Annotated in this window: 23 protein-coding genes and 1 pseudogene; 8 read left to right on the top strand and 16 right to left on the bottom strand. The window is 72.1% G+C overall.

What is annotated here, in order from left to right:
• Nucleotides 1-52: 52 nt before the first annotated feature.
• The 5 genes from KSNIM_RS01340 to KSNIM_RS01320 all read right to left on the bottom strand — a co-directional run bounded on the left by KSNIM_RS01340 (nucleotide 53) and on the right by KSNIM_RS01320 (nucleotide 4572).
• Nucleotides 53-1090: a polyprenyl synthetase family protein gene (locus KSNIM_RS01340; protein WP_263101334.1), complete on the bottom strand. Its 1038-nt coding sequence runs from the start codon at nucleotides 1088-1090 to the stop codon at nucleotides 53-55.
• 320 nt (nucleotides 1091-1410) lie between these two features.
• Nucleotides 1411-2394, bottom strand: a complete 984-nt coding sequence (locus tag KSNIM_RS01335) for a hypothetical protein (protein ID WP_263101333.1) — start codon at nucleotides 2392-2394, stop codon at nucleotides 1411-1413.
• 121 nt (nucleotides 2395-2515) lie between these two features.
• Nucleotides 2516-2929, bottom strand: coding sequence for a hypothetical protein (locus KSNIM_RS01330; RefSeq protein WP_263101332.1), 414 nt, complete (start codon nucleotides 2927-2929; stop codon nucleotides 2516-2518).
• Nucleotides 2930-3316: 387 nt separating this feature from the next.
• Nucleotides 3317-3757 carry a nucleoside deaminase gene (locus KSNIM_RS01325; protein ID WP_263101331.1) on the bottom strand — a complete coding sequence of 147 codons (441 nt, stop codon included), beginning with the start codon at nucleotides 3755-3757 and terminating at the stop codon, nucleotides 3317-3319.
• Nucleotides 3754-4572, bottom strand: a complete 819-nt coding sequence (locus KSNIM_RS01320) for an LLM class flavin-dependent oxidoreductase (RefSeq protein ID WP_263101330.1) — start codon at nucleotides 4570-4572, stop codon at nucleotides 3754-3756. Before KSNIM_RS01320 ends, KSNIM_RS01325 begins: the two co-directional genes overlap by 4 nt.
• A 93-nt stretch (nucleotides 4573-4665) precedes the next feature.
• On the opposite strand from KSNIM_RS01320, the gene KSNIM_RS01315 reads away from it, so the two are divergent.
• Together KSNIM_RS01315 and KSNIM_RS01310 are read left to right on the top strand one after the other, a co-directional pair.
• A complete protein-coding gene (locus tag KSNIM_RS01315) occupies nucleotides 4666-5127 on the top strand; it encodes an Lrp/AsnC family transcriptional regulator (protein WP_263101329.1) in 462 nt (153 codons plus the stop codon).
• A gap of 404 nt (nucleotides 5128-5531) precedes the next feature.
• Nucleotides 5532-5852 (top strand): UBP-type zinc finger domain-containing protein, encoded by a 321-nt coding sequence (locus KSNIM_RS01310; protein WP_411543636.1) that lies wholly within the window; start codon nucleotides 5532-5534, stop codon nucleotides 5850-5852.
• Between the two features lie 190 nt (nucleotides 5853-6042).
• On the opposite strand, the gene KSNIM_RS01305 is transcribed toward KSNIM_RS01310, so the two are convergent.
• Together KSNIM_RS01305 and KSNIM_RS01300 are read right to left on the bottom strand one after the other, a co-directional pair.
• On the bottom strand, nucleotides 6043-7185 hold the full coding sequence (locus KSNIM_RS01305) for a hypothetical protein (protein ID WP_263101328.1): 1143 nt from the start codon (nucleotides 7183-7185) through the stop codon (nucleotides 6043-6045).
• On the bottom strand, nucleotides 7182-7700 hold the full coding sequence (locus KSNIM_RS01300) for a SigE family RNA polymerase sigma factor (protein WP_263101327.1): 519 nt from the start codon (nucleotides 7698-7700) through the stop codon (nucleotides 7182-7184). The genes KSNIM_RS01305 and KSNIM_RS01300 overlap by 4 nt, the downstream gene beginning before the upstream one ends.
• A gap of 554 nt (nucleotides 7701-8254) precedes the next feature.
• On the opposite strand from KSNIM_RS01300, the gene KSNIM_RS01295 reads away from it, so the two are divergent.
• The 3 genes from KSNIM_RS01295 (at nucleotide 8255) to KSNIM_RS01285 (ending at nucleotide 10823) form a co-directional block, all read left to right on the top strand.
• Nucleotides 8255-8947, top strand: a complete 693-nt coding sequence (locus KSNIM_RS01295; RefSeq protein WP_263101326.1) for an SDR family oxidoreductase — start codon at nucleotides 8255-8257, stop codon at nucleotides 8945-8947.
• A gap of 742 nt (nucleotides 8948-9689) precedes the next feature.
• Nucleotides 9690-10235 carry a hypothetical protein gene (locus KSNIM_RS01290; RefSeq protein WP_263101325.1) on the top strand — a complete coding sequence of 182 codons (546 nt, stop codon included), beginning with the start codon at nucleotides 9690-9692 and terminating at the stop codon, nucleotides 10233-10235.
• Between the two features lie 387 nt (nucleotides 10236-10622).
• Nucleotides 10623-10823, top strand: a complete 201-nt coding sequence (locus KSNIM_RS01285) for a hypothetical protein (RefSeq protein ID WP_263101324.1) — start codon at nucleotides 10623-10625, stop codon at nucleotides 10821-10823.
• Between the two features lie 148 nt (nucleotides 10824-10971).
• On the opposite strand, the gene KSNIM_RS01280 is transcribed toward KSNIM_RS01285, so the two are convergent.
• Together KSNIM_RS01280 and KSNIM_RS01275 are read right to left on the bottom strand one after the other, a co-directional pair.
• A complete protein-coding gene (locus tag KSNIM_RS01280) occupies nucleotides 10972-12063 on the bottom strand; it encodes an SDR family oxidoreductase (protein WP_263101323.1) in 1092 nt (363 codons plus the stop codon).
• Between the two features lie 82 nt (nucleotides 12064-12145).
• Nucleotides 12146-12727 carry a TetR/AcrR family transcriptional regulator gene (locus tag KSNIM_RS01275; protein WP_263101322.1) on the bottom strand — a complete coding sequence of 194 codons (582 nt, stop codon included), beginning with the start codon at nucleotides 12725-12727 and terminating at the stop codon, nucleotides 12146-12148.
• 361 nt (nucleotides 12728-13088) lie between these two features.
• Here KSNIM_RS01275 and KSNIM_RS01270 point away from each other — a divergent pair, with 361 nt between their 5' ends.
• Nucleotides 13089-13529, top strand: coding sequence for a VOC family protein (locus KSNIM_RS01270; RefSeq protein ID WP_263101321.1), 441 nt, complete (start codon nucleotides 13089-13091; stop codon nucleotides 13527-13529).
• Nucleotides 13530-13673: 144 nt separating this feature from the next.
• Here the strand turns inward: KSNIM_RS01270 and KSNIM_RS01265 are convergent, their stop codons facing one another.
• The 4 genes from KSNIM_RS01265 to KSNIM_RS01250 form a co-directional block, all read right to left on the bottom strand.
• Entirely contained in the window at nucleotides 13674-14513 is an 840-nt protein-coding gene (locus tag KSNIM_RS01265) for a DUF5995 family protein (RefSeq protein WP_263101320.1), read from the bottom strand.
• Complete coding sequence (locus tag KSNIM_RS01260) at nucleotides 14510-15076, bottom strand: hypothetical protein (RefSeq protein WP_263101319.1); 567 nt, start codon at nucleotides 15074-15076, stop codon at nucleotides 14510-14512. Before KSNIM_RS01260 ends, KSNIM_RS01265 begins: the two co-directional genes overlap by 4 nt.
• A 196-nt stretch (nucleotides 15077-15272) precedes the next feature.
• Nucleotides 15273-17894, bottom strand: coding sequence for a lanthionine synthetase LanC family protein (locus KSNIM_RS01255; RefSeq protein ID WP_263101318.1), 2622 nt, complete (start codon nucleotides 17892-17894; stop codon nucleotides 15273-15275).
• A 94-nt stretch (nucleotides 17895-17988) separates the two neighbouring features.
• Entirely contained in the window at nucleotides 17989-18291 is a 303-nt protein-coding gene (locus KSNIM_RS01250) for a hypothetical protein (protein ID WP_263101317.1), read from the bottom strand.
• A gap of 641 nt (nucleotides 18292-18932) precedes the next feature.
• Here KSNIM_RS01250 and KSNIM_RS01245 point away from each other — a divergent pair.
• On the top strand, nucleotides 18933-19193 hold the full coding sequence (locus KSNIM_RS01245) for a hypothetical protein (protein WP_263101316.1): 261 nt from the start codon (nucleotides 18933-18935) through the stop codon (nucleotides 19191-19193).
• Nucleotides 19194-19399: 206 nt separating this feature from the next.
• Here KSNIM_RS01245 and KSNIM_RS01240 read toward each other — a convergent pair whose 3' ends face one another.
• Nucleotides 19400-19765 (bottom strand): spore-associated protein A, encoded by a 366-nt coding sequence (locus KSNIM_RS01240; protein ID WP_263101315.1) that lies wholly within the window; start codon nucleotides 19763-19765, stop codon nucleotides 19400-19402.
• Nucleotides 19766-20811: 1046 nt separating this feature from the next.
• On the opposite strand from KSNIM_RS01240, the gene KSNIM_RS01235 reads away from it, so the two are divergent.
• Nucleotides 20812-23970 (top strand): hypothetical protein, encoded by a 3159-nt coding sequence (locus KSNIM_RS01235; RefSeq protein ID WP_263101314.1) that lies wholly within the window; start codon nucleotides 20812-20814, stop codon nucleotides 23968-23970.
• 90 nt (nucleotides 23971-24060) lie between these two features.
• Here the strand turns inward: KSNIM_RS01235 and KSNIM_RS39325 are convergent.
• Both KSNIM_RS39325 and KSNIM_RS01230 read right to left on the bottom strand, forming a co-directional pair.
• A pseudogene (locus KSNIM_RS39325) lies at nucleotides 24061-24315 on the bottom strand (FAD-dependent oxidoreductase); the annotation flags it as partial.
• A gap of 207 nt (nucleotides 24316-24522) precedes the next feature.
• Entirely contained in the window at nucleotides 24523-25425 is a 903-nt protein-coding gene (locus KSNIM_RS01230; protein ID WP_263101313.1) for a LysR family transcriptional regulator, read from the bottom strand.
• Nucleotides 25426-25598 lie beyond the last annotated feature (173 nt).

The raw sequence follows: 25598 nt of genomic DNA, 5'->3' as shown, positions 1-25598 counted from the left end.
CCGGGGCAGGCGCGCAGGACGGGCCGGTGCCACCGCCCCAGTGGTGCGACGGTCAGGGCAGCTCGTCGGCGATGGCGGCGACGAACGCGCCGAGCTCGGCCTGCGCCACCGGGTCCGGGACGGCCTGCGGAAGGACTGCGTGGGCCAGCCGGATGTGCTCCCGGATCCGCGCCTCCAGCCAGGCACGGCCCTGGCACTCCTCGATGAGGTCGGCGACCTGCCGGAGCCGGTCGAGGTCGGGCTCGGAGGTGTCGTCGTAGAAGGCGGCGAGCTGGTCGCGGGCCGGTCCGCCGGACTGAAGGGCGACGGCCGCGAACGCCCGGCACTTGCGTCGCCGCAGGTCGGCCAGCGGGTCCTCGAGGGTGTCGCGGGAGGTGCCCCAGACGCCCTCCCAGTCGTCGAAGAAGGCCATGGCCATCCCGGCGTGGTGGCCGAACCGCTCGGAGGCGACCAGCTCCGCCTCGCCGGCGCCCCGCACCAGGGCGCCGGCGAGGCAGACCCCGGCGGTGGGCCGGGCGATGGTGCTCTCCAGCAGTTCCAGGGCGAGGTCCAGGCTCATCCGCGAGGAGCCCTCGGACTCCAGGTCCCGGACCTGTCCCGAGCAGCACTCCCGGATCGCACGGGCGGCCCGGACGATCAGTTCGGTGGAGACCCGGTCGCCCTCTTCCGCGAGCAGCTCGAACGCGAGGCAGTGCAGGGCCACCCCGACCTGGATCGCGGCCGGCTCGCCGAACGCCGTCCAGAGCGTCGGCCGGCCCTTGCGGCGCATCTCCCGGTCGATGATGTCGTCGTGGACGGTGCCGGCGGCCGACATCAGCGTGCCGGCGACGGCCGCCGTCCGGACCGCGTCCCACGCCTGCGGGCTGCTGCCCGCGCACAGCAGGGCGACGAGCGCGGGCCGCCGCCGGAACCCGACCGGAGACGTCGGACGGCCCTCCGCGTCGACCCACCCGAAGTGGTAGTCCGTCATCCGCCGCACCGGCTCGTCGAGCCGGGCCACCGCCGCCCGCAGCGCGGGCTCCATGTACGCGATGACGTCCTGGCTGATCTGCTGCGAGGTGCGCACGGTCTGCACGAAGGTCTCCGACACTCTCGAGTCGCCACGGAACGGCGCCGCACCTCCTCCAGCGGTCGGCGTGGCCCTCCTGCCATGACGCCCCGACCCCGTCACCGCCGCAACCCGGCGCGAGCACGCCCGAGCGGGCGCGCGCCGGGACACCGGCGGAGGGAAGGAGCTGCCACCGGCCCGTCGCCACGGGAGGCCGCGCACCCGGACGCAGACCCGTGCGGGTGACGACTCCCCTCCCGCGGCCGCGTACGGACAGCCGCGCGAGCACGCCGGCGGCCCGTCGGGGCGGTGGACCGGGCTGCCGGCAGTGGGGGTACCGGCAGCCCGGGGTGTTCGGGGCGTCAGCCGGCCAGCGCCCGGGCGGCCGCCCGCACCTGGGTCTCCAGGGCCGCCTTGGCGGCGGCCATGGCCTGGGCATTGTCCTTGATCGCCTGGTCCTGGTAGGCGAAGTCGACCGCGTACCAGACGCCGACCACGTTGTACTTCGTCCGGCAGGCCGCGTCCGCGGTCGCCACCTTCACCTCGCGCTCGGTGGGCAGCGCGGTCTTCCGCCACTCGGGGTCGCCGACCGCCGCCAGCGGGTCCGGATAGTCGTAGCCGCTGCCCTTCATGCACTGCGACCACTGCGCGAACACGGCCCGCGTCCGCGCATCCTCCTGGGAGTTCTTCAGGGTCGAGAACTTGATGTCGTCGGCGGTCTGCGCATCGCCCACCCGGCCGTTGACCGCACCCGTGAGCTGCTTCACCGACTCCCCGACGCAACCGTGCTCCGGCACCGTCTGCCCGTTGACCACCTGCCCGCCGGGACCGAGCCGCTGCTTGGGGTCGGACACACCGCGCTCGGCGGCGGCCATCTCCGGCGTGGTCGTCCAGCCGCCCCCGGCCGAGCCGTCGGGGGTCGCACGGATCCCGCCCTCCGGGTGGTACCCCCACTTCGCCATCAGCGCGGCGCTCTGGTGCCCGTAACGCCCGTCCACCCGGGTGGTGGGGGCATCGCTGTCGCGCTGCTGCTCGGCCGAGGCGGGAGGCGTGTACGCGAACCCGAACCGCTTCATGCAGCGGGTCACGAGCTCCTGCTGCGCCTTGGTGACCGAGGCCGCCTGCTGCGGGTTCAGCAGGTAGGCGTCCAGCGGCAGCGGCTTGTCGTTCGCCGACTCGAGCGTCGGCGTCGCGGACACCGGTGGCGGCGTCACCGGCGGCGTCACCGGGGTGGTCGCCCGTGCGCCGTCGCCGGGGTGCGAGGCTGCGGCGCTCGCGCAGCCGGCCAGGAGCAGCGGCAGGGCGATCAGGAGGGCGGCGGGGCGGCGACGCTGGCGACTGGACACTGGCGTGAGGGCCTTCCGGGTCGGCGAGGCGGGGTGGGCGAGCCGGTGGAACCGTGCCGGTCCCCGGCCCGGTGCACCAGGCCGGGGACCGACGCTTACGCTGGAGCGGCGCCGGTGCGGGTCAGACGACCCGGCCGGACGCGTTGTTGTTCTTCAGCGAGGAGTTGAGGTTCACGCTCGCGTACGGCGCGACGGTCTGGCACGCGACGCTGCAGTCGTACCCGCTGTTGTAGTAGACGCGGAAGTTGCTGGCGATCCAGCTGTCGACCGAGGCCGCGTGGTTCTTCACCTCGACGCCGGAGCCGCTGGAGCCGTTCGCACCGCCGCTGAAGTACTTGCCGGCGTAGTTCGAGACGTCGCCGGTCTGGATGTAGACCGCGCCGTAGCCGTAGCTGCTGGAGTTGTAGTACAGACAGACCTGGCCGTAGGTGCAGTCCTGGGCGGGCGCCGCCATCGCCGGTGCCGCGGTGGACAGCCCGACGGTGAGGACGCTTCCGGCCACGGCGGCCGCGGCGACGAGCTTCTTGACGCGCATGTCGTTCCTTCCTTCGACGGCGCCGGCACGTCCGGCGTCCGCTTGCTGGGAGGGCCCAACCCCCCTCTGGGTGGCGCATGAACCGGGTGGTGCGTGAACGCGACCCCGCGGGAACCGCGGGGGAGCCGTTCGTGTCGGCGATACTTGCCGTGCGCCGTATCGCCGCGGTAGCGGCCCGGTAGCGCGTGACGATGCGCCAGGTCGCGGGCCCGGCGGGGCGTGAGGGGGCGATGAGGAAAGGCGGCCCGGTCCAGGTGGCCGTCGGGTGCACGCCCGCGGGCCGGCCCGGCGCTCCGCGACGGCGGAGGGTGCCGCCGTGCCCGGTGGGCCGGTCTCGCCGTGTTCGTCGCTGCCGTCAGCGCCCGGGGTCGTCCTGCGGATCCGGTGTCACCGGCCCGGCCGGTAGTAGGCGTCGACGGGGGCCCGTGCCTCGTCGAACAGGGCCGGGCCGTCGGTCGCCACCGCCGGCCAGTCACCCGACTGCGGGTTGAGTTCGACGAGCTGGTCGGTGGAGAGCGCGTGGACGACCCGGCCCAGACCGGAGCGGACGATCCCGCCGGCGCACATGCCGCAGGGCTGGCAGCTGGTGTACATCGTGGTGCGGGCGGCCGTGTCCGGACCGAGTTCGCGGGCTGCCCAGCGGGCCAGCTTGAGTTCCGGGTGGGCGGTGATGTCGTTGTCGCGCCGCACCGTGTTGTGGGCCTCGGCGAGGACCGTGCCGTCCGGGCCGACCAGCAGGGAGCCGTACGGTGCGTCCCCCTGGGCGACGGCGCGGGCCGCGATGCCGATCGCGCGGCGCAGGAACGCCTCGTCGACGGTGGTGATCACGGTTTCGTCCTCCAGTGGGTGGCGACCTCGGTGAGCGCCTGCCAGGCCCTGTCCGGCCGGCGGGTCTCCTCCGGGTCTCCGTGGTAGGGGTCGAGCACGACGGTGCCGGCGCCGAGCAGGCGGAGCTGGTCGAGGTCGTCGAGGACCTGCTCGACGGTTCCGACGCCGGCGATCCGCTCGGGATCCTCGACCGGGGTTCCGGTCAGTCGCAGGGCGATGCGGGGTGCGAACCCCGGCAGCGCGTGGGCCGCCAGGATCGTGCGCATCCGGGGCAGGGAGAGCCGCAGCGGGTGCCAGGCGTCCCCGAGGGCGGCGGCACGCCGCAGTGCCGCCGCACTGTGGCCGCCGACCCAGACGGGGACCGGGCTCGCGCCGTGCTCGGTCTCCGTGCGCCATGCGTCCCGCAAAGTGCCCAGGTACTCGTCGGTCAGCCGGCCGCGCGCGGTGAACGGCACGCCGAGCGCGTCGAACTCCTGGCGGGCCCAGCCGACACCCACCCCGAGCACGAACCCGCGGTCGTTGAGCCGGTCGAGGGTGGCGGCCATCCGGGCCACCAGCAGTGGATGCCGGTACGGGAGGACGAGCACGGTCGTGCCCAGCCGCAGCCCCCGAGTGACACCGGCCAGCCACGAGAGCGTCGTGAACGGTTCGTAGAACGGCTCCGGGTAACGCTCCGCCACGTCCGGGGTCACGGCGACGTGGTCGGACACCATCAGGAGGTCGAAGCCGAGCCCTTCCGCGGTCTGCGCCCATTCACGCAGTACACCGGGATCGGTACCCGGCCCGAAGTTCGGTACGTTGACACCGAGTTGCATGATTCGAGGCTATCCCGGCGATCACGGGCCGAGGAACCGAGAGTTCCCTGCGATGAAGGGGTTCCGCCGTGGTTCTCCCGGTAGGATCGCGCCGTGGCCGTGAATCTCGACGACACCGACTGGGCGATCCTCGGGCAACTGCAGCAAGAGGCCCGCATCTCCCTCAGCGAGTTGGGGCGGCGCGTGAACCTCAGCGCCTCGGCCACCACGGAACGGGTCCGGAACCTGGAGTCGCTGGGCGTCATCACCGGCTACCACGCCGTGGTCGACCTGGCCAAGGTCGGCTACCCCGTGCTCGCCGTCGTCCGGCTGAAGTACCCGGGCAACCGTCACCAGCCGCTGCGCCGGCTGCTGGCCGAGCGGCGCGAGATCCTGGAGTGCCTGCGCACCACCGGCGACGACTGCTACACCCTGAAGGTGGCCGCGACGTCCATGGAGCACCTGGAGACACTTGTGGACGAGCTGGCCGGCTTCGGCAGCACGACCACCAGCGTCGTCTACAGCCGGACGCTGCCCTGGCGCGGCCCCGACCGGCCGGGCGAGGCGGGTTCTTGACAGCACGCGCGGGTCGCCGGCCCGAGCCCAGGGCGTGGCCGCAGCCGGGACCCGAAGGAGGGGCGACGGCCGCCATGTGCCATGCCGCGTCGCCCTGCTGCCGCTCCGCCTCCTCCTGCCGCTCCGCCTCCTCCTGACGCGGGCCGGGTACGAGGCTTCACCAGCCGGACCGGACTGCAACCGCCTGTCCGGCGTGTCGGTGTCAGTCGACGGCTGACGGGTGTTGCCCATGCCTGTGATCACCGGGTGGGCGTCGCCCTTCGGTGTCCGACCGCCGCCGGCGGGGGTGGCGGCACCGCGGCCGTCCGGGCAGCGGCCGAGGAGTGCGTGCATGCGGGGGACGGGGAGGGACGGGTTGGCCGCGCCGCCCTCCGCGGTGCGGGGGTCGGCGTAACGTGTGTGCCGTGAACGACCGGAGTGAATGGCGCGTCGCGGTGGATCCGGGCCGGGTCGTCCAGCGGACCTGCGGCCATCTGGACGGGCTTCGGGAGGTCCCTGCGAACACGACCCCCGGCTGCGAGGACTGCCTGCGGGTCGGCGGTACCTGGGTCCACCTGCGGGCCTGCCTGAGCTGCGGGCACGTCGCCTGCTGCGACAGCTCGCCCGGGCAGCACGCCTACCACCACGCCCGTGCCGACAGCGGACACCACATCGCCCGCTCGCTCCAGCCCGGCGAGGACTGGGCCTGGTGCTACACCGACGAGCTCTTCCTGCGCCCCGCCTGACCGGGGCACGTCCGGCCCGGGCCGGACTCCGTCGGTGCGGGCGGGTCACGCGTCCCTCCCCGAAGACCTCCACGCGGCGCTCCGGGCAGGAGCGCCGGGACGAGTCGGAGCGGAACCGTACGGGGCCGCAAGGACGGACGTACGCCCGGTGCCCCCGTGTGCACCGGGCGTACGCGTCCGCGACGGGTTGTCAGTCGCGCATGGCGGTGCTCCACGTGGCCGGGTCCGTGCCGAAGAGGGTGATCCTGTCCAGCAGGCCCTGTGCGCCGCCGGCCGCGTCGAAGACGTGCTGCGAGTGCCCCAGTTCGTCCAGACACGCCTTCACGCCGTGCTCGGACCTGCACGTCATCGCATGCGGCGTGCGCGGAGTCCCGTCCGGCCCGGTCTGCACCGGATCCGGGACGTCCGGCTTGACCGTGACGCCGATGAACCCGTCGTCCGACGCCCCGAGGCTCATGTCCAGCGTGAAGTCGCGGCCGTCGCGCGACTGCCGGAGCGTCACCGAGGTCACCGTGTACCCCTTCGGCATGTCACCGATCCGCAGCGGAAGGGGCACCTGCCAGTGGCCCGTGCTCACACCGGCCGCCACCTTCAGCGGAATGCGCTGCCGGTCCGCACCGGAGAGCGAACCGGAGCCGAGTTCCGCCCACCGGCCCTCCGCGGTCTTCCAGCGCAGGATGTTCATGCCCTCCGCGAAGTTCGGGTCGCTCGCGGTGATCCAGTACGCCTCCCGCCCGTTGACCGGCGGGGCATCGACCCGGATGGCGTGGTTCCCCGGCTTGTAGCCCGGCAGATTGGGCTTCCCGTCCGAGAGGGTCGGCAGTGCGGGCGTCACCCCCGCCGGGAAGACCTTCAGGCTGAAGGAGGGGGTCGGGAACTTCCCCGGATCCCCCAGCGCGTTGGCCCACTCGCCGTTGGCCTCGCGCGTGTAGCTGATCGTCTTGATCGAGTCCGGAAGCCAGCCGAACCGCCCGTCGGAGATCAGCGGATCGGTGCCGGTCACCGGGGCGGGCGTCCTGGTCTCGGACGGCGTGGCGGCCGATCCGCTCGGCGGCGGGATCGGGTTCCACGTGTGCACGCCGCTCGGCGACGGGGACACCGACGTGGTCGGCTGCACGGCGGGCCCCGCAGCCTCGCCGTTGCCGGGCAACACGGCGGCCAGTGCGACCGAGCAGGCCACCACCGTGGTAGCCGCGGTCAGCACCGCCACCCGCCGCCGCAGCAGCCGGCCGCGGCCGCGCCGCACCGCCCCGTGGACGTCCACGCCGCTCGGCGGGGTGGACTGGTCGGCCAGCGCCGAGAGCTCCTCGGCCAGCCTCGTCTCCTCGTTCACGCCCTGCTCCCCTCGACCGGTCGGTCAGCGAACGAACGCCGGAGCGCGTCCAGGCCGCGCGAACTCTGACTCTTCACGTTGCCGGCGGAGCACCCCAGGAGGTCGGCGGCCTGCTCGATCGACAGGTCGCAGTAGTAGCGCAGCACCACGGCCGCCCGTTGCCGTGGCGGCAGCGTGGCCAGGGCCTGCCGCAGGTCGAGCGAGACGTCGACGTCCGTCCACGCCGTGGCCTCGTCCGGTGCCGTCCCACCCGTACGCGTCCGCCGCCACCACGAGGTCCGCTGCTCCGCCAGGAAGGTGTTGACCAGCACCGTCCGGGCGTAGCCGTCCCGGTTCTCCACCTTCCCTGCCCGGGACCAGTTCACGTAGAGCTTGGTGATGCTCTCCTGGACGAGATCGTCCGCCCGGTCCCAGTCGCCGCAGAGCAGGTACGCGACCTTGCGCAACCACCCGACCCGGGACGCCGCGTACTCGGTGAACTCGGCGTCGCGTGAACTCGCCGCACGTCGCACCATCAGGCACCCCTCCCTCCCATTCGCGGGCACCGCCGGATTGCGCCGCCCGGATCCCTGATGCCGGATGCCGCCCGAAAGGTTGCATCGGCCTCCGGCGGCCCGCCGGCGTCGAAGCACGCCTTTGTGCCCGCCTCGACCCTTATGTGACGGGACGCCACCTGACGGCGCCGGACCAGACAGAACCTCAGAGCGGGAGACCGTCGCCCCACGGCCGTAAACCTGGGCGGCGGGTCTCTGGGGCGGGGGCGCCGAAGGACGGCCAGGGCGCCGTCGATGCGGTCGAGGCCGATGAGGTAACCCGCTTCAAGACCGGAACGACATCAGGCCCTGGGAGAAGCGTCGACACGCTGCGCGGGCTGGCGTGCAGGTGCTGTACGGGGAAGGCGAGTTCGGGCCGAGGGCGGCGAAGGAAAGCGATCGGGCGGCGCACCCGTGGGAGGTCGCGCTGGGGGCGGTGGAGCCGCCCCGGGTGGTGGAGTCGCGGCTATAGTGCAGGCGTTCTGGGGACAGCCGGTAAGGCCGTGCCCCGACCGCATCGCCGAGGAGGCCGTCCGATGGGACCCGTCACGCTGATCACCGGGGGCTCGACCGGCATCGGTGCCGCCACCGCCCGAGCCCTGCTCAAGGAGGGCCACCGGGTGGCTGTCACCGGACGGGACGCGGACAAGCTGGCCGCCTTCGCCGCCACGGCCGGAGCGGGCGAGCGGCTGCTGACGATCACCGGGGACACCAGCGACGAGCACGACGTCGCCGCCGCCGTGCGCCGCGTGGTGGACACCTGGGGCCGGCTGGACAACGTCATTGCCAACGCCGGGTTCTCGCTGCCCGGGAATCTGGAGAGCCACGCCCCCGAGGACATGCGGGGCATGGTGCTCACCAACGTCCTGGGCCCGGCGCTGCTGGTGCGGGAGACCCTGCCGCAGCTCAGGGAGACCAAGGGCCGGATCGTGCTGATGGGTTCGGTCGCGGGAGTGCGCCACACGCCCGGCAACCTGTACTCGGTCACCAAATGGGCCGTGCACGCGCTGGCCGAGAACACCCGGCTGCTGGTCGGCCGGGACGGGGTCGGCGTGACCGTCGTCGCTCCCGGGGTGGTGGACACGCCGTTCTGGGACGAGCGCGGCGGCAGCCCCGGGACGGCGCTGACCGCCGAGCAGATCGCGAACACGATCGTCTTCGCCCTCAACCAGCCTGTGGGCGTGGACATCAACCACATCACCGTGCGGCCGACCGGGCAGCTCGGCTGAGCAGGCTGTCAGAAGCGATTCCCAGTCCGAAGGCAGGGTCGAGTTTTCCCAGGTCAGGTGTCCGTCCTCTCCCTCGGTGGGCATGCTCGAACCGTTGTGTCGGCGCGGGACTGGCCCCGCAGCGTTCTGGCACCCGAGTTGTGCGGGAGTTCCCACTTCCCATCCCCAGCTGAGCGGGCCGATCGGCGGCAGTGCCGGTGCGCGGGCAGTCGGATCGGATCTGAGTACCGGTACTCAGGCATGCCCCCGGGACCCACGGCAAGGCTGGCGGGACGTCACCGCTGCAGAGGGAGAACATTCATGGGCGCACTGTGGTCACCACCTGGAGCACCGCACCGCCATTCCGGGCCCGCCCGACCGGCAAGGGCCTTGCCCGACGTCCTGCGCCTGCTCGCACTGACCGTCCTCGGGCTGGTCGGGGCCGCCTTCGTCGCGCTGTACGCGCTGGTCGCGAGCTCGGACGTGCCGCTCGTGCAGTTCTGACGGGCGGTGGGGGAATCGCCCATACCCTCCAGCAGCGGTACACCCGGCCGGTCGCCGCCGACGTCGGCATCGGCGACCGGCGTCGGTCGAGCGCCCATGGCATCCGGCGCACGGCGCACTGCGCTCAAGACCGAGGCCGAGAAGTTTCTGGCCGCCATCAACGCCTTCGTCGACGCCCATAACGACGGCGGACCGAGGTTCTCCAGCAGCGGCTGACCACCGACCCGGCGTTGTCGGCGGCCGCCGTACACTCCATGCCGTGATCGAACTGTGGCCTGTGGTGCCGGACGGCGAGCGCTGGCAGTGGACGCTGGAGCCGTTCGTGGGGGTGGGGCCGCTGCGCTTCGGCATGAGCCCCGGCGAGACGGTGGAGGCGATGGAGAACGTCACCGCCGATGTCCAGCCGCACTCGCACTACCACCCGGCCCCGTGCAGCGTTCGCGGGAGCGAGGACGGCCGGTACCTCGACTTCGGCCTGCGCCTGTACTACTGGCAGGAGCAGCTCGCCGCAGTCATCGTCGACGCCCTGTGCGGGCCCCAGGTCCACGCGGACGGCGCGGCCCTGGTGGCCCGGGTGCCCTCGGCGGTGGAGCGGTGGATGCTCGACCGGGCACCGGCCCACGAGCCGGACGGCGAGGTCATCTACATGGGCGGGGGCCTGGTCTGCTCGGAGTCCCTCGGCGTGGTGATCAACGTGCAGCGCGCCGGCGACCGCCTGCTCACCCGGCCGATGCTCCTCAGCGCCGAAGCGCTCGACGGCGGCTCCTACTTCCTCCCCGAGGACACCTGGGAAATCCACAGGTAGGTCGTCGGCAGGGCGCCCGCCCACCACACCCAAGGGCCACGGTCCGCCCTCGCCGCTGCACCCACGGTCCCCCTGCTGCTCACCGTCCCGGCCACGACTTGCGTCCGACACCGCGGCGGCCGGGTCGGGTGCGGCGGGCGGCCGGCGTCCGGTCAATTGATGGCCGCTCGCGATGTGTCGGGCATCGCCGGTTCTCGAACGGGTCACCCACTCGCCGTTCCCACGGGCCGGACGCAACCATAGGCTGGCCAGGTGGCGGATGAACTGCGGGCAGAGGCGGCGCAGGCTTGCGGGGCTCCCGGGTGGGGGTGCCCGCGGTGCGAGGAGGCGGCCGACTTCACGGTCTTCCGCGAGCAGTACCGAACCGTTGCCCGCGGCCGTGGCCTCGTGCGGTTTCTGGCGGCCGGGGTGCTCGTCGTCCTGGCCGGCGAACTGCTGCTGACGGGCCGCACGACGGGTGCGGCAGTCGCGTTCGTCCTCGGCTCGCTGTCTGCGGTCTCGTTCGGACGGGCCGTGTTGCAGTCCAGGGCCGGTGGGCCGGTGGCCGTCCTCCACTGCCGTCACTGCGAGGCCCGGTACCGGCTCTGAACCGTCGGCCCGGCGACGAGGCCGGCACGGGTGTCGCCGACCGCGCCGACCCGCAGGTGCCGGTTAGGGGCCGTCATGCCGGGGGCTGCCTGTCCTGCAGCCGGTAGAGCCCGTCGGCTGGCGCGGCAGCCCGGGGGTTCGCCGCTGCTCACGGCCGCGCGGCGGGTGCGGGCGGCACGGCGGCGTCGGGGAACCGGTCGGCGACCAGGCGGGCGGCCCAGTCCTGGATGAGCCTTCGTACCGGCGGGTGGGTCAGCCCGGCGGCGCGCGCCAGGGCGTCCGCCGAGGCGGTGTCGTAGGTCTCCTCCGTGAGGAACGACAGCGTCTCCGGGTCCACGCCGGTCAGCGCGCGCGGCAGCCTGCGGACCAGGCCGACGGGCAGCACCACCCGGGGCGGGCGCAGGCCGAGGCGTTCGGCGGCCAGGGCGACGAGTTCGGGCAGGGGCGGTGTGGCGGGATCGAGCACGGTGTGCAGGTGCAGCGACTGCCGGTCGTGGTGGGGGACTTCGGCGAGGAAGGCGGCCAGGTGGTCCACGGCGACCACCGGCACGACGGTGCGCCGGGTGCCCGCGAGGGCGGGCAGGCGTCGCTCCCAGAGTTGTTCGACGAGGGTGGCGAGGCCGAGGTACTGGCCGGCCTCGCCGGTGCGGGAGTGCCCGATCACGGCGCCGGGGTTGACCACCGTCAGCGGTACGCCCAGCCGTGGTGCGAGGGTGCGTACGGCGATGTCGCCCTCCGTCTTCGACGCCTCGTAAGCGCCCAGCGCGCGGTAGAGGCGGTCGGCGTCGGTGGCGGGCAAAGGATGGCACTGTCCGGTGCTGCGGCCGACCCGGTAGCCGGAGAGGTGGACCAGTCGCCGCAGCTCCGGGCGGCCGGCGGCCCAGTGCAGCGGGTGGATCGCGCCGTTCACGTTGGCCGTGCGGGCTTCGTCGCGCGTGAGGCCGAAGGCGTAGCGGGCCGCCAGGTTGACGACGTCGCGGACGCCCTCCAGTCGGTGTTCGTCGGCTGGGGGGAGGGCGAGGCCGGGTCGGGTGATGTCGGCGGCGACCGTGGTGAGCCGCTCGGCGACCGCGTCCGGTGCGGCGCCGTGGGCGGCCATCCAGGCGCGCAGCTCGCCGTCGCGGGCGGCGCCGCCGCGCAGGCCGACGGCGACGTGCTCGCCGCGGCCGAGCAGGTCGAGGACGTACCAGCGGCCGATGAAGCCGGTGGCGCCGAGGACGAGGGTGCGGGGACTGGACATGGAGATCCTTTCACTGGACCGGTCTACATATTCCTGGGTCATGCCACGGCTGTCGGGCGGGGCCGACCCGCGCGGGGCGGGATCAGGCGGAGTCGGGGCGGAGCAGCAGTTCGGCGGCGTGGGCGGCCCGGTCGAGCGGGGTGCGGCTGTGCGCGACGCGGGACAGCAGCAGCGCCCCCTCCGCCAGGGCGAGGACGGCGGACGCCGTGGCCTCGGCCCCGGCGCTGTCGCGGCCGTGGCGGACCAGCATGCCGGCGAGCGCGTCCTGCCACGACTGGTAGGTGTCGGCGCACACCCGGCGCAGTTGCTCGTGGCCTGCCGCGGTTTCGAGGGCGACGGTCGCCACTGGGCACCCCTTGGCATAGCCGGACTCCTCCATCCGGTCGCCGAGGGCCTCCAGCAGCCGGCGGACCACATCGGCGGGGGGCTCGCCGGATTCGGCGGCACCCGCGATGAGCGCTCCGATGTCCTGGCCGGCCTCGGTGAGCGCGAGCGCGACCATCTCGTCCTTCCCCGCGGGGAAGTGGAAGTACATCGACCCGCGAGGGGCGCCGCTGGCGGCCAGGACGTCGTTGAGTCCGGTGCCGTAGTAGCCCCGCTCCTCGACGAGCTCCCGGGTCGCCTGCACCAGTCGCGCCCGCGTCTCCTCGCCCTTGGCTCCCATACCGCCAAAAGTAGACCGGTCATCATATTCCTGTCCAGTCGCCCGGCCGCTCGCGATGACCGCAGCGCGGCAGCCGGCGGCCGCGGCCCGCCACGCAGCGCCTCCTGGCCGCCGGCCCCGGGCACACGGCGACGTCGAAGAGCCCGTCACCTCCGCCCCGGCGACGGTACGGCCGCCGGTGACGACGGTGCGCCCCGCGTCGTGGCCGATCTCGTTCGGCGATCGGGGCACCCCAGGAGGACGGGGCCAGCAGCGGTCCGCCGGAACTCGGCCCGTCGGGGGTGTCGAGAAGGGGGCGCCGGCTCCGTCCTCGGTATACCGGTGGCATCAAAGGTCCGCGCAACGCAGAGGGAGAACCGTCATGACGCTTCAGCGGATGGACAATGTCGGCATCGTCGTCGAAGATCTGGACGCGGCGGTCGCCTTCTTCACCGAACTGGGCCTGGAGGTCGAAGGCAGGGCGCAGATCGAGGGCCTCTTCGCGGATCAGGCCGTCGGACTCGACGGCGTCCGCAGCGACATGGCGATGATGCGGACCCCGGACGGCCACGGCAAGCTGGAGCTCGCGCAGTACCACAACCCCGCGGCGATCGACGACGGATCGCACAACCCGCCACCGAACACTCTGGGCCTGCACCGGGTCATGTTCGCCGTCGACGACATCGACGACACCATCGCCCGCCTGCGCACCCATGGCGCCGAACTCATCGGCGAGGTAGCGCAGTACAAGGACATCTACCGCCTCTGCTACCTCCGCGGCCCCTCGGGCATCATCCTCGCCCTCGCCGAACGGATCGGCTAGCGGGCCGTCGTGGCCGGCCTGCGAGCACCCGGGACGGTCCGCTGGACCGCACCGACGAGCCGAGCGGCGCCTCTGTGTCGTCGCGTCAGCCGACGCGCCGCAGCACGTTGCTGTGCGATGAGGCCGCCGGGCTCGGGCGCGGCATCAACCGGTGTCTGGGGTCGCGGGCGGCCACTCCCGGCGGGCAGGAACGAGCCGGCGGAGCAGGCCGTAGAGGATGCGCAGCTTCGGGTCCCCGGGGTGGCGGAATTCGCGGATCACGTCCTCCGTGATCCGGCCGATCGTCCGCTGTGCATCCGCGGCAGCCGAACTCTGAATGAGCCGGTCGAAGTTGAACCAGGCGTCGGCGCGCAGCATCCGGATCCCGCCGTCCGTGAGCAGCAGTTCGTCGCGGATGAACAGGTGCTCCAGGAAGAGCAACTGGCGGCAGTACCTTTTGGCGACGTCGGTCTGGACCTCCCTGATGTTCGTGCCGAGCAGGGTGTTCATCCGCTGGAAGTCGCCGATGTGGTCGTGGGCGTCACCCGAGCCGGCGGCGGCCAGGTCCCGCAGGGCCAACGGCAGGTCGTAGGACATGTGCGCCACCATGGAGAAGACGATTTCCTCCAGGACGTAGGAGCGCCGGATGCTCGCGGCCGCGAAGACCTCCCGCCAAGGCCTCGCGATGGTGTCCGGGAGGTCATCGGGCCCGACGGCCGTCCTGCGGTGGCTGGCTCGGGGACGGGCCTGCCAGGCGTCGATGGCATCCATGGTTGTCAGGTAGGTCATGGCCAACCGTCGGGAGAGCTCGGCGATCCACTCCGGGTCCACGAAGGCCGGCCGCCCGTCGCGCAGGCCCTGCTCCAGCGCCCGGGTCAGACGGAGGTAGAGATAGGCGAAGACGGCACGGTGGTCCCGAACGGCGTCGTACCGGTTGACGCGCTGTTCCAGGAGATCGGCGACCCGGGCGACCTGGTCCGCCGCCGGCCGGGTGTCGATCGTCATCGGTCGGCCCTCCGGTCCGGGCCGGCGACCGTGCGTCGGACCTCCTCGGTGGCGGCTGCCCACGGGCAGCGAAGCTGCCCGGACAGGCGGTCGCGTTCAGGTGCGACGTGGTAGGTCGCCGTCCACCGGTCGCCCAGCAGGGGCATGTGGTAGGTCGAGGAGAGGCCGCCCTCGTGAATCTCGGCCGGGTAGGTGAATGATCGTGTCAAGAAGCCGGCCAGCGGTCCGAACCGTTCCTCGGCGTGCACGGTGACGCGGGTGCCGTCCGGGTCGAGCACGTAGCGCTCGCGCAACAGGTACTGGGTGAGGCCGAACCGGGAGAGCCTGACGGTGTTGTCGGCCTCGCCGAACGCACCCCGGGAGGGTTTCGCACGGAGCGTCGATTCCAGCCGGGACCTGCCGGTGATCCACTGGCTCAGCTGCATCGCCACGACGAGCAGCCGGTTCCGCGGCCCGATCCCGCTGTGCCTGAGTCGGTTCCAGGACGTCACCCGGAAGGTGAAGTGTCCGTGCCACACTCCCGTACCGACCTGGAAGTAGTAGACGTGACTGGGTGCCTCCACCGGGGCCGGGGCCGCCATCACAACTCACCGCCCATCACTGAGGGTTTTCAGAAGAACGTCCAAGGTCGGGTGCGACCGAATGGTGATCACCGCTGTCTTCGGCCGACGCGCCCGGAACACCCTGCCCCCATGCCACGCCAAGGGTGACACCGCTGAGGGCGGGACTCGGCCTTCCGCAAGGCCACAGCAGGTTCTCTCAAGCCTCATACCGGAAACCCTCCCGGCTGAGTTGGTGGCGGCGGCGCGGTCTCGCCATCCTCAGCAGGACAACGGGGATGCCTGCGTACCCGACGAGGTAGTCGGGGGTGATCTGGCGAGGGGCGTCGGAGATCCACGCCAGGCCGTCCGGGGAATCGACCGCGAACGCCGGCAGGATGTCGATGAGCTCACGGGCTTGCGCCAGCAGGTCCCCGTCGTCCAGGGCCAGGCCGGCGTCCCACAGGAACTCGGCGTTCCCCGTCAGTCCGTGGCACAGGGTGGGTCCACTCCAGCGGGCCCCCAGAGCCGCCGAGCGACAGACCCGCCGGAGCGTCACCGTCGGGTCCGGTTCGAGGCCGAGGCGCCGGACGTGCAGGAGCAGCCGGCCGATGCCCGTCGCCCCGTGGCACCAGAACGGCGGGTGCGCCCGGCCACCCTCCGTGATGGGCCAGGCGATCCCGCTGAGGTCCTCCAGACAGGGGATCGCCTGGCCCGTGATCCATCCGGCGGCCTCGCGCGCGGCCTCCTCGTACCTGGACGTTCCGGTCGCTTCGTACAGGTCGAGCAGGGCGTCGGCTACGCCGGCCGCACCGTGGGCATAGCCCAGGAGGCTCTTGCCGCTGAGATCGCCGTATCCCGGCGGAATGCGCCAGTGTGCGGTGCCGTGCCCGCCCTCGCGCTGCCGCAGAAGGGTGTCGCCGCAGTGCACCGCCCGGTCGAGGCTCCGCCCGTCGCCGGTCTCGTCCCAGAGCATCAGGTGCACCCGCAGCCGGCCGGCGAGACCGTGGAAGAGATCGGGGGAGTCGTCGAGATCGGCCGCAGGTTGCGCCTCCGCCAGGGCGACGGCGTACCCGACGAGTTCCTCGTCGGACAGCACCTGGCCGGCCCGCAGAAGGGCTGCGACAACGCCCATGTCCCCCACATAGAGACCGCGCGGCCGGTCCCCGGGGACGGCCGGCATGGCGTCGAGCGTCCGTGCCGCGGCGCGCAGGATGTCCACGTGCCTCGGAACGCGGAGTTCCTGGGCCAGCTCAGCCAGCGCGAGGACCGTGCCGGCCATCCCGGTGTTGATGTCGCGGCCCACGAGTCCCTTGCCCACGTAGTACGTGCTGCGCCATGTCACCCCCTGCTCGGAGGACTCCGCACGGGCACAGAGGAAGTCGCCCGAGCGGCGCGCCAGTTCGAGCAGGTCCGATGTCTGCGTCCGGTCGGGGCCGGCGGCGTCCGGTGGTGCGGGTGCGGGTGCGGGTGCGGGTGGCTGTGAGGACGGGTTCTCCCCGATGGTCAGCAGTGCCCGCCGGACTTCGCGGGCCGAGCGGAACCGTTGCTCGGGATCCGGGTCCAGGCATCGCGACACGACTTTCGCCAGAGAACCGTCGACGGCCGGCCGAAGCCGTCCGGGTCGTCTGGCGAGCAGGTCGTGCGGGTCGGGGGCGCGTGAGGGCTCGGCGCCGGTGACCAGCAGGTAGAGCACCGCCCCCAGGGCGTAGATGTCGTCGGCCGGTGACACCGCGTCTCCCGCCCTGCACGCCGGCGAAAGGTAGCCGCGGGTCCCGGCCTCGGCGGGCCGGTCCCTGGCGCCGACGGGATGGGCCAGCTCGAGATCGATGAGTCGTACCGGGCCGTCGGCCGGGAGCATGATGTTGGCCGACTTGAGGTCCCCGTGCACGTGGCCGGCTTCGTGGAGCACGGACAGGGCATCCGCGACGGCGGCTCCGAGCTCCACCACGCGGGCGGTGGAACAGCTGTGACCAGACCCGGCGAGTTCCCGCACGTGCCGGTCGAGCGTCTCCCCGCCCAGATCTTCCGAGACGAGGGTCAGTTCGTCATCGTCCTCGACGACATCGAGGACCTCCGGGGTCACCTGCCGTCCGGAGAGCCTCAGGAGCACGGCTGCTTCGCGCCGCAGCGCCGTGGTGCCGTCGCCGGCCTCGCTGCCCTGGCCCACGGGTCGCTTCGCGGCGCGCTTCAGGATGCACCCGCGCGGCGTGGCCAGATCGAGGGCGAGTTGGACCACGGCCGCGGGTGAGCGGGCCAGCGTCATGGCGGGGCGGTACCGGCCCGCCACCGTTCTCGCCAGCACGGGCGAGGCGCCCAGGCCGTTCCTTCGGAAGGGGTCGTCGGCCCAGTCCGGGACCGAGGGGGTCGCTCCCCGGAGATCCGGGACCAGACGGCCGTCGGGATCCACCACGGCGAGGACGACGTCGCCGAGCAGCGTCTGCATTCGGGTGCCGTCGAACCCTCCGTAGCGGTAGAAGACGACGCTCCTGTCCGCATAGCAGCGGTCCGACGGGATGCGCGGGCCACGCAGGCCCCCGGTGGCGGCCGACAGTGCGGCCGCGACCTCGAGGGCCGAATCCTCGTCCTGCGGATAGACGGTGATGAACTTGCCGACCTGCGCGATTCCCGCCGCCCCGAGGTTGAGCCGTTCGAGCCAGCGGAGGGATCCCATCACCTTGAAGGCGACTCCGTGTGTGGCCAGGGCGGGCAAGGCCCGTCGAAGGGTCTCGGAGGCCGTCGAGACGTAGCTGGAAACGTGGAGCTTCCATCCCTGGCGGGGGAGGTCGGGCCCAGGCGGGAGAGCGCATATCCATGGCTGCAGCGGGCCGTCGGCCGGCACGATCCGCCAGTCGGACAACCGGCCGCCGACCGCTTCGACGACCGTGTCGAGGAGCCACGGCTCGGGCCGATCGGCCGCCACCGGGGCGGCGTGCTCACGCATCGGGCGGATCGATCGGAATCGTGATGTAGCAGGTGGGTCCGCAGCCCGAGCTGATGCAGGTGAAATCACTGCACCCGTCCGTATGGACGCACTCCGGGGATTCGTCCGCGAGACCCCTGGCACGTGCCTGGGCGATCGCCTGGGAGTACTCCGTGACCGCTTTCTCGGGAATCCGGTACTCGGTGAAGACGGACCCGGGGTCCTCGGTCAGGCGCGTTCGGAACGTTTCATCGGCTTCGGCCTGCGCAACAATCTGTGCCAGGCGAAGTCTGACGGCAGCGACGTCGTCGGTCATGGCCGACTCCCAAGGGGGAATGACAGTGATTCGTGCGGCAGAGGCACCGTCGACATCTGCCCCCGCAGCGTTCCCCGCCGCAGCTGTGATTTCCGGCCCCCTGGCTCCAGTCTCCGCCGCGTCCTGCCTCATCGCTACCCGGGTGACATCGACTACGGATCGTCATATCGACTACGGAGGGCCACCCCTCACTATCTGTATTCCGGGTGACCGGCCGTATCGGCAGGCGCGAGCATCTCCCGGGCTCCGACCCAGGAGTGCGAGGACCCGGCCGAACCTCGGTCTCGAATTCGTCGAATTCCTTCCGGTCGGCCGGGTGTCGGAGATTCTGAAGATCACGCGACCGCCAGGGCTGACCTCTTCCCCGTTCCCCTGCGGCGCCACGTGTGACAGGCGACGCGCGCGCCCACGTCTCGTTCAACGATCACCAGCACCGGCAGTCACCAAAGCACCCCCAACAACCAACTACCCGGATCGCGTGCTCCTTTGGCCCGGGATCCGGGTAGCGGCGAGGTGGGACGCGGCGGAGACTGGAGACAGGGGGTCGGTGAGTATGAGGTGCGGTGGGGACCGTTGCGGGGGCAGATGTCGGCGGTGCCTCTGCCGCGCGAAATCATTGGATGTCCCTTTGGGAGGCGGCCATGACCGACGACGTCGCTGCCGTCAGACTTCGCCTGGCACAGATTGTCGCGCAGGCCGAAGCCGATGAAACGTTCCGCAAGCGTCTGACGGATGACCCCGGATCCGTCTTCACCGAGTACCGGATTCCCGAGAAAGCGGTCGAGGAGTACTCTCAGGTACTCGCCCAGGTGCGTGCCAAGGCTGACGGGTGCAGCGACTTCACCTGCATCAGCTCAGAATGCGGACCTACCTGCTACATCACGATCCCGATCTTCGTCTGAGGACGAGTGGGGAAACCGCCCCGACGACGGCCGATCGTCCCGAGCCTGGCTTGCCTGCCCGCACTGGGCGGACGAGGCCGGAGCTCGCCCCTGGGCGGGGCCGGGGAGCCACAGCCAGGGACGACCGGCCGCCAGAACAGCGCCCGGTCCGCTTCCCGGGTGCTGCACACCGTCGAGGCCGTCCGCGCAAGGAACACGGGCCGTGGTCAGCCGCAGTGCGACTTGAAGCCGCCGCTGACGTTGTCCTCGATCCCGCCTTCCCAGTCGATGCAGCTGTGCTCCGCGTGGAGGTAGACCGGCCCGGCGTATGACCGGTAGTAGCCCTCGTCGAGCTTCGTCCAGGTGGAAGCGCCGGCCAGGCTGAGCCCGGCGAGCATGAGGACCGGCTGCCCCGGGCTGTTGCGGACCGTGACCACGCAGTTGTTGCCGTTGCTGCTGTTGTAGGTGAGGTAGACCGTGCCGCCGAGATTGAGGTCACGGTGGTCGATGACGGTGTAGCCCGAACCGCAGACGCCGTTGTAGCCGGCGGCCTGCGCGGCCGTCGGCACTGCTGTCGCGGCGGCGCCCGCCACCAGGGCAAGAGTGCCAAGGCGAGCCGCGGCTCGCTTCATCGATTTGTGCATCCGGTTCACTCCATCGGGTTGGGCTCGTTGCGGCCGGTCCTGGCCGGCTCCTGCCTGGGGCCTGCCGGTCCCGCCGCCTCTGGGCGGGGCCGGTGCGGCGCGGGGGCGTGCCAGGCCAGGGGAGGTGCGCGGCGCGCACGGGGAGGCGGCGATTCCGGTCCTGATGAGCAGACTGGTGAAAGCCCGTATCGCCGAGGTAGCGCGGGCCGGTGATCGTCACCGGCGACACCGACCGAGGCCGGCCTCGGACCTGCTGCGCACCTGAGCCAGGGAGCAGGTCCGCACCCGCCGGTCTGCAACCGCGTGAGCCCGTACGACGGCGGTGGTCCGGGCGGTGGGAGGCGTCGCCAGCCGGCCATGGCTGGACCTGACGGACCATCATGGGAGCCCCACCTCGCGAGGCTGACAGCGGCGGGGTCCCGGTCCCGCTGCCGGGACAAGGGGAGGGGCGAGCACCCAGGGGCGTGCCGGTGCGCGCTGTCCCCCGGTCGTCACCGGGCCGCCCGGTCGCTCAGCCGGGCCGGCCCCGGCGACAGGACCTGCCGACCGGCTGTCGTCACGGTGGCGGTCCGATGTCCGTGGGGCCGCGAGGGGGAGTGGGAGGTGGTGCTGAAGGGCAGGCGGCCCGTACTCGCCCTGGTGTCTGCCGGCGGTCCCGCTCGGCCGGTTCGCGAGCGTCTCGTTCACCGCCGACGCGATCCGCGGCTGTCGGCCGGTGCGAAGCGCTCGGCACTCTCAGAACCGATCACCGAACGGTATCTCCGAGGGCTTGAAGCGGAGTCGCCGTGACGCGTCGTGGCGTTGCCGGGGGTCCGGGCCGCCTGCGGCACACTGTCAGACGACTGCCGCAGAGGGCTTGCAGCGCAAAGCCCCTTCGTCTTCGAACTGATTGCCGGTCGTGGATGCCGGACGGTCGGGAAGAGCCGGGTACGACGAGAGCGGTGCCGACCCGCGCGCAGTCCTCCGATCCTGCCGCCCGCCACCCGAGGACCCCGATGCCACGAATTCTCCGATGGCCGCGAACCGCGACCGCCCGCGGCGGCCCGCGCCGGCTGGCGGCCGTGCTGGTGACCGCGCTGCTGGCACTGGCCCTCACCCCACCGCCGGTCGGCGCCGCTGCGCCCGGCACCCGGCCGTTCGCCGTCACCGTCACGCACATCGAGTGCGTCGACGACTGCGACGAGGTCGGCCTGGAGGGCCTGTTCGACGGGCACGCCGACTTCTACGTGAAGGTCTTCATCAACGGCGAGGAGCACCGGACACCCACCCGGGACAACAGCCCCGACATCGACCCGTTCTGGACGGTCTCAGCCCAGGTCCCCGACGATCTGGAGGACGTGCCGGTCACCCTCCAGGTCTGGGACGAGGACGACGCGCCGGGCAAGGACGACCTGGGTGACGCCAGCCCCCACGACGACGACAACAACCTGGACTTCACCGTCTCCTACGCCACCGGCAAGTGGCGGGACGCGGCGAGGCCTTCGGGCGACGGGATCAAGTGGCCGCAGTCCTGCTCCAGCGGCGACGGCGAGACCGGCAGCGAGAACGACGGCCCCAGGGTGAAGGTCTGCTGGGAGGTCAGCACGCTGTCCGCCAGCGGCGACGAGGACGGCGACGGCCTGCTCGACGGCTGGGAGCGCAACGGCTACAACGACGGCGACGGCACCACGGTCGACGTCAACCTCCCCGCCATGGGCGCCGACCCCCGGCACAAGGACCTGTTCCTGGAGATCGACTCCCAGGCCGGCCACGTCCCGTCCCGGGCCACCCTCCAGGCGGTGAAGAACGCCTTCGCCTTCGCCCCCGACAACGCCGGGACGCGAGCGACCGAGCACGGCGGGGCGGCCGACGCCCGGCCCAACCCCGACGGAAAGCCCGGCATCACCCTGCACGTGGACACCGGCGCGCCCCTCGACCCGAGGGCCTCCGAGGGCCTGCTGATCGGCGACTGCGCGGACGGCAGGGACAACGAGCACACCCCCGGCAGCCCGGACGGTGACGGCCGCATCGACGGCCTCGACGGCCAGTGCAACCAGGGCGAACCGCTGGACGTCAGCTACGAGGAACCGGCCCTCGACTGCCGCGACGACCTCGACAACGACAACGACGGGCGGCCCGACGACAAGGACCCGGACTGTCACTCCGGTGAGGACCTCGGCGGCGGCCAGATCCTCTCCGGCTCGCCCGACACCTGCGAGCTGGGCCGGAACTTCTACGACAGCAAGAAGGTCAACTTCGAGCGGAGCCGCCGGTGGATCTTCCGCTACGCACAGTCCGTCGCCTACACCACCGACGACGAGCCGAAAGGCAAGGACTGTACGCCCAAGGCCGGGCAGGGCGAGGTCGGCGGCAACGACTTCGTCGTGTTCGACCCGGAGGCGGAGGTCATCCTGCACGAGCTCGGCCACACCCTGAACCTGCGGCACGGCGGTCCCGACGAGGGCAACTGCAAGCCCAACTACGTGAGCGCGATGAACTACAACTACGCGTCGCACGGCATCAACCGTGTCGGCGGCGGATACATCGTCGACTTCTCGCCGCCGAGGATCCCGGCCCGGGGCTTCGAACGCGGCATTGCACCCCTGCCGGACCTCGTCGAGAACCACCTCACCGAGCCGACCGTCCTGGACGCCACGGACCCGGCCAACGAGTTCGTGTTCACCGCCAAGGGCGGCGACAGGACGCCGAGCCCGCTGAACGAACCCGCCGACTGGGACGGCGACGGCAACCCTGCATCGGGGCGGCCGATCGACCCGGTCAACCTCGACACGGCCGGGTCCGCCAGTGATCCCACGGACTGCACCAACGACACCAGCGACTCGACCCTGCACGGCGCCGAGGACTGGCCGTTCATCTCCCTGACGGTCAACTCCTTCGGAGACTCCGCCGAGGCACCGGTCAACGTCGAACAGGACCCGCCACCGCCGGCGGTCGTACGGACCGCGATGGCCGAGGAGATCAACACGACCGACATCGGCGTCACCCTCGCCGACGGGCCCGACCCGGTCGCCGCGGGCACCGACGTCACCTACACCGTCACCGTCACCAACCACGGCCCGCGCCCGTCCGCGGCGACCGTCCTGGCCGACACCCTGCCGCCGCAGGCCGTCTTCGTCACCAGTGACGCCGGCTGCCGTGCGGAGGAACGGACCGTCAACTGCGGCGTCGGCCAGCTGCGGCCGGGTGCCGGCCGAACCCTGACGATCACCGCGCACGTCCCGGCCGACATCGTCCACAACGCGGGCGGACCCGTCACCCTGACCAACCGGGTGACCGTCGACAACCTGATGGGCCCCGACCCGCTGCCGGACAACGACACGGCTACCACCGAGACCACCGTCGTCGCGGTCGCCGACCTGACCGTCACCGACTTCACGGCCCAGCAGCCCCCCACCCAACTGCTGGTCGGCGAACCGGCCGACGTCACCCTGCGCGCCACCGTCGCCAACAACGGGCCCTCCTCCCCGATGGACACCACCCTGACCACCCGGGCCGCCGCCGACCCGGAAGCCACGGCGACCCCGGCGTCCGTCACCCAGCCCGTCGCCGCCCTCGCCACCGGCACGCCCCGCACCGCCGACAGCACCTTCACCCTGCGCTGCGACCGGCCGGGCCCGCACACCTTCCGGTTCACCGCCACGATCGCTCCCGCCCGGGAGGGCGACACCGACCCGGAACCGGCGAACAACCACCGGCCGACCGAGCTCACCGCGGACTGCGTCCTCCCGGTCGCGATCGACATCGAGCCGCAGGGCACCCTCCCCGCCACGGTGACCGTCCCGCACGGACTGATCACCGTCGGAGTGCTGACCACCGCCGCAGGGGAGTACGGGCTGCCGCTCGCCTTCGACGCGACCCGCATCCAGGTGCCCACCGTGCACTTCGGCCCGCGCCGGGTGGTGTTCGCCGGCCCTGGCGGCAGCACCGAACCGCACGGCCAGGGCCATCCGGCCGACCTCGTCGAACACACCGACACCCCCGGCACCGAGGTGAAGGACGGAGACCTCGACATGCTGCTGCACTTCGACACCGAGACCTCCGGCCTGCAGGCCGGCGACACCGAAGCCTGCGTCAAGGGTTCCTACACCGATGCCGCCGACGGCCGCACCTACCGCTTCTTCGGCTGCCGCCCGGTCCGCGTCCTGCCCTACTGAACCGCACCCGACCCGGCCCGTGCCCGCCCAGGCGGGCACGGGCTGCCGGGTGTCGAGCGGCCACCTCCGGCGGCGGTCGGGGTCGCCGGTGGCTGACCAGGCGATGGTGCCGTCGGGCCGGACCGGCAAGGCGCGCACCCCGAGGTCGTTGCGCGCCGTCCCGGCCGTACACCGGATCCGTCTCCTTCGATGCGTCGCCGGACCGTGCAGGGAGCGGTCGGCGGTGAGATCGAGGACGACGCCCCGTCCGTCCCGCATCAGATCTGTGAGGCGGGTCCCGTCCTCCAGCCGGAGGTCCGGCGCGTCACGGCCGACCAGCGGGTGCTCGCCGGCCAGGTCGCGCACCGGTCCGTTGGAGTGCCTGGTACAGCCGCTCGGCAGATACGTCGAAGGCGCGTTCGGGCTCGGGCTATCGGATGCTGATCCGCCGGCGTAGCGAGGTCGGGTCGGACATTCACCAAGGCCGCCGTCGTCATCACCGCGAAGTCCGCCGGGCACAGGGACTTGGGCCTCGCCACCGCAGGCGTCCGTCTCGCTCGACCTCTTGCGCGGTCAGTCCGGCAGCCAGTGCAGCTCGTGCGCCAGGGTTCTGGCGACGGCACGGATGCGGCGGTGCAGTGGCGACTGGTCGCGTGGGAGGACCAGGTGGAACGTCAGGCTGGGCGCGCCCCGCAGCGGTCGCCAGGTGAGACCGGCCGGTTGTGCCGTGGCCGCGGCTTCTCCGGCCGGGGCGAGGGTGACCCCGTCGCGCAGGTCGCGCTGAGACATGTCGAAAGAGACTGGGGGCGTGTGGAATCGGGGGTGTGGTCGAGTGTCTCGGAACAGTGCGGACAGCTGATCGTGGATCACGGGGTTGGTCGCACGGTCCGGGAGCCGCAGCGGATACGCGGCCGCGTCGGCGATCTCGATCTCCGGGTGTCCGGCCAGCGGGTGGTGCTGCGCCAGCTGGACCCCGATGCGCGCACGCCGCAGCAGGAACCGGCGCACGCCACGGCCCGGTTGTTCACCGCGGGTGATCCCGGCATCGATACGGCCGTCGGCGACCGCGGGGGAGATCTCCGGTGTCGGCATCGGGACCGCGCCGACCTCGAGTCCGCTGTTGCCGCGAATCAGCCTGTCCACCAGGGCCGGTGCCGTCTCGGCCCCGGCGCTGAGGCTGTATCCGATGCGCAGCGTGCCCAGTTCACCGGCCGCCGCGCTCCGGGCGGTGTCCCATGCCCGGTCCAGCGCCGCCAGCGCGGGCGGCGCGGACTCCGCCAAAGCCGCACCGGCCGTGGTCAATACGACGCTACGCGTGTTGCGGACCAGCAGGGCCGTACCGAGTTCCGCCTCCAATCGGCGCATCCGGGCGCTGAGTGCGGGCTGTGCGATCCCGATCCGTGCGGCCGCGCGGGTGAAGTTCAACTCCTGTGCCAGCACCAGGAAGTACCGCAGGCTCACCGTATCCGGCGCCACGCGCCCTCCCTGCCGATTGATAACGAGCCGTTCTGAGTCTATCCCGTACCGGTCTTTCCCTCGGCCGCACATCGAGCCCTAACCTGCACATACGGCGGTTCAACCGACCGCAGGACCCGTCGCCGGATCGATCGATCTGAATGTCAATTCGAAGTCGGACCTGTCCGGCCAAA

Source organism: Kitasatospora sp. DSM 101779 (genome assembly GCF_025655475.1).
In the GTDB taxonomy this organism is placed as follows: Bacteria; Actinomycetota; Actinomycetes; order Streptomycetales; family Streptomycetaceae; genus Kitasatospora.
Note: the sequence above shows the minus strand (reverse complement) of the source record. Positions and strands in the feature narration are given on the sequence as shown.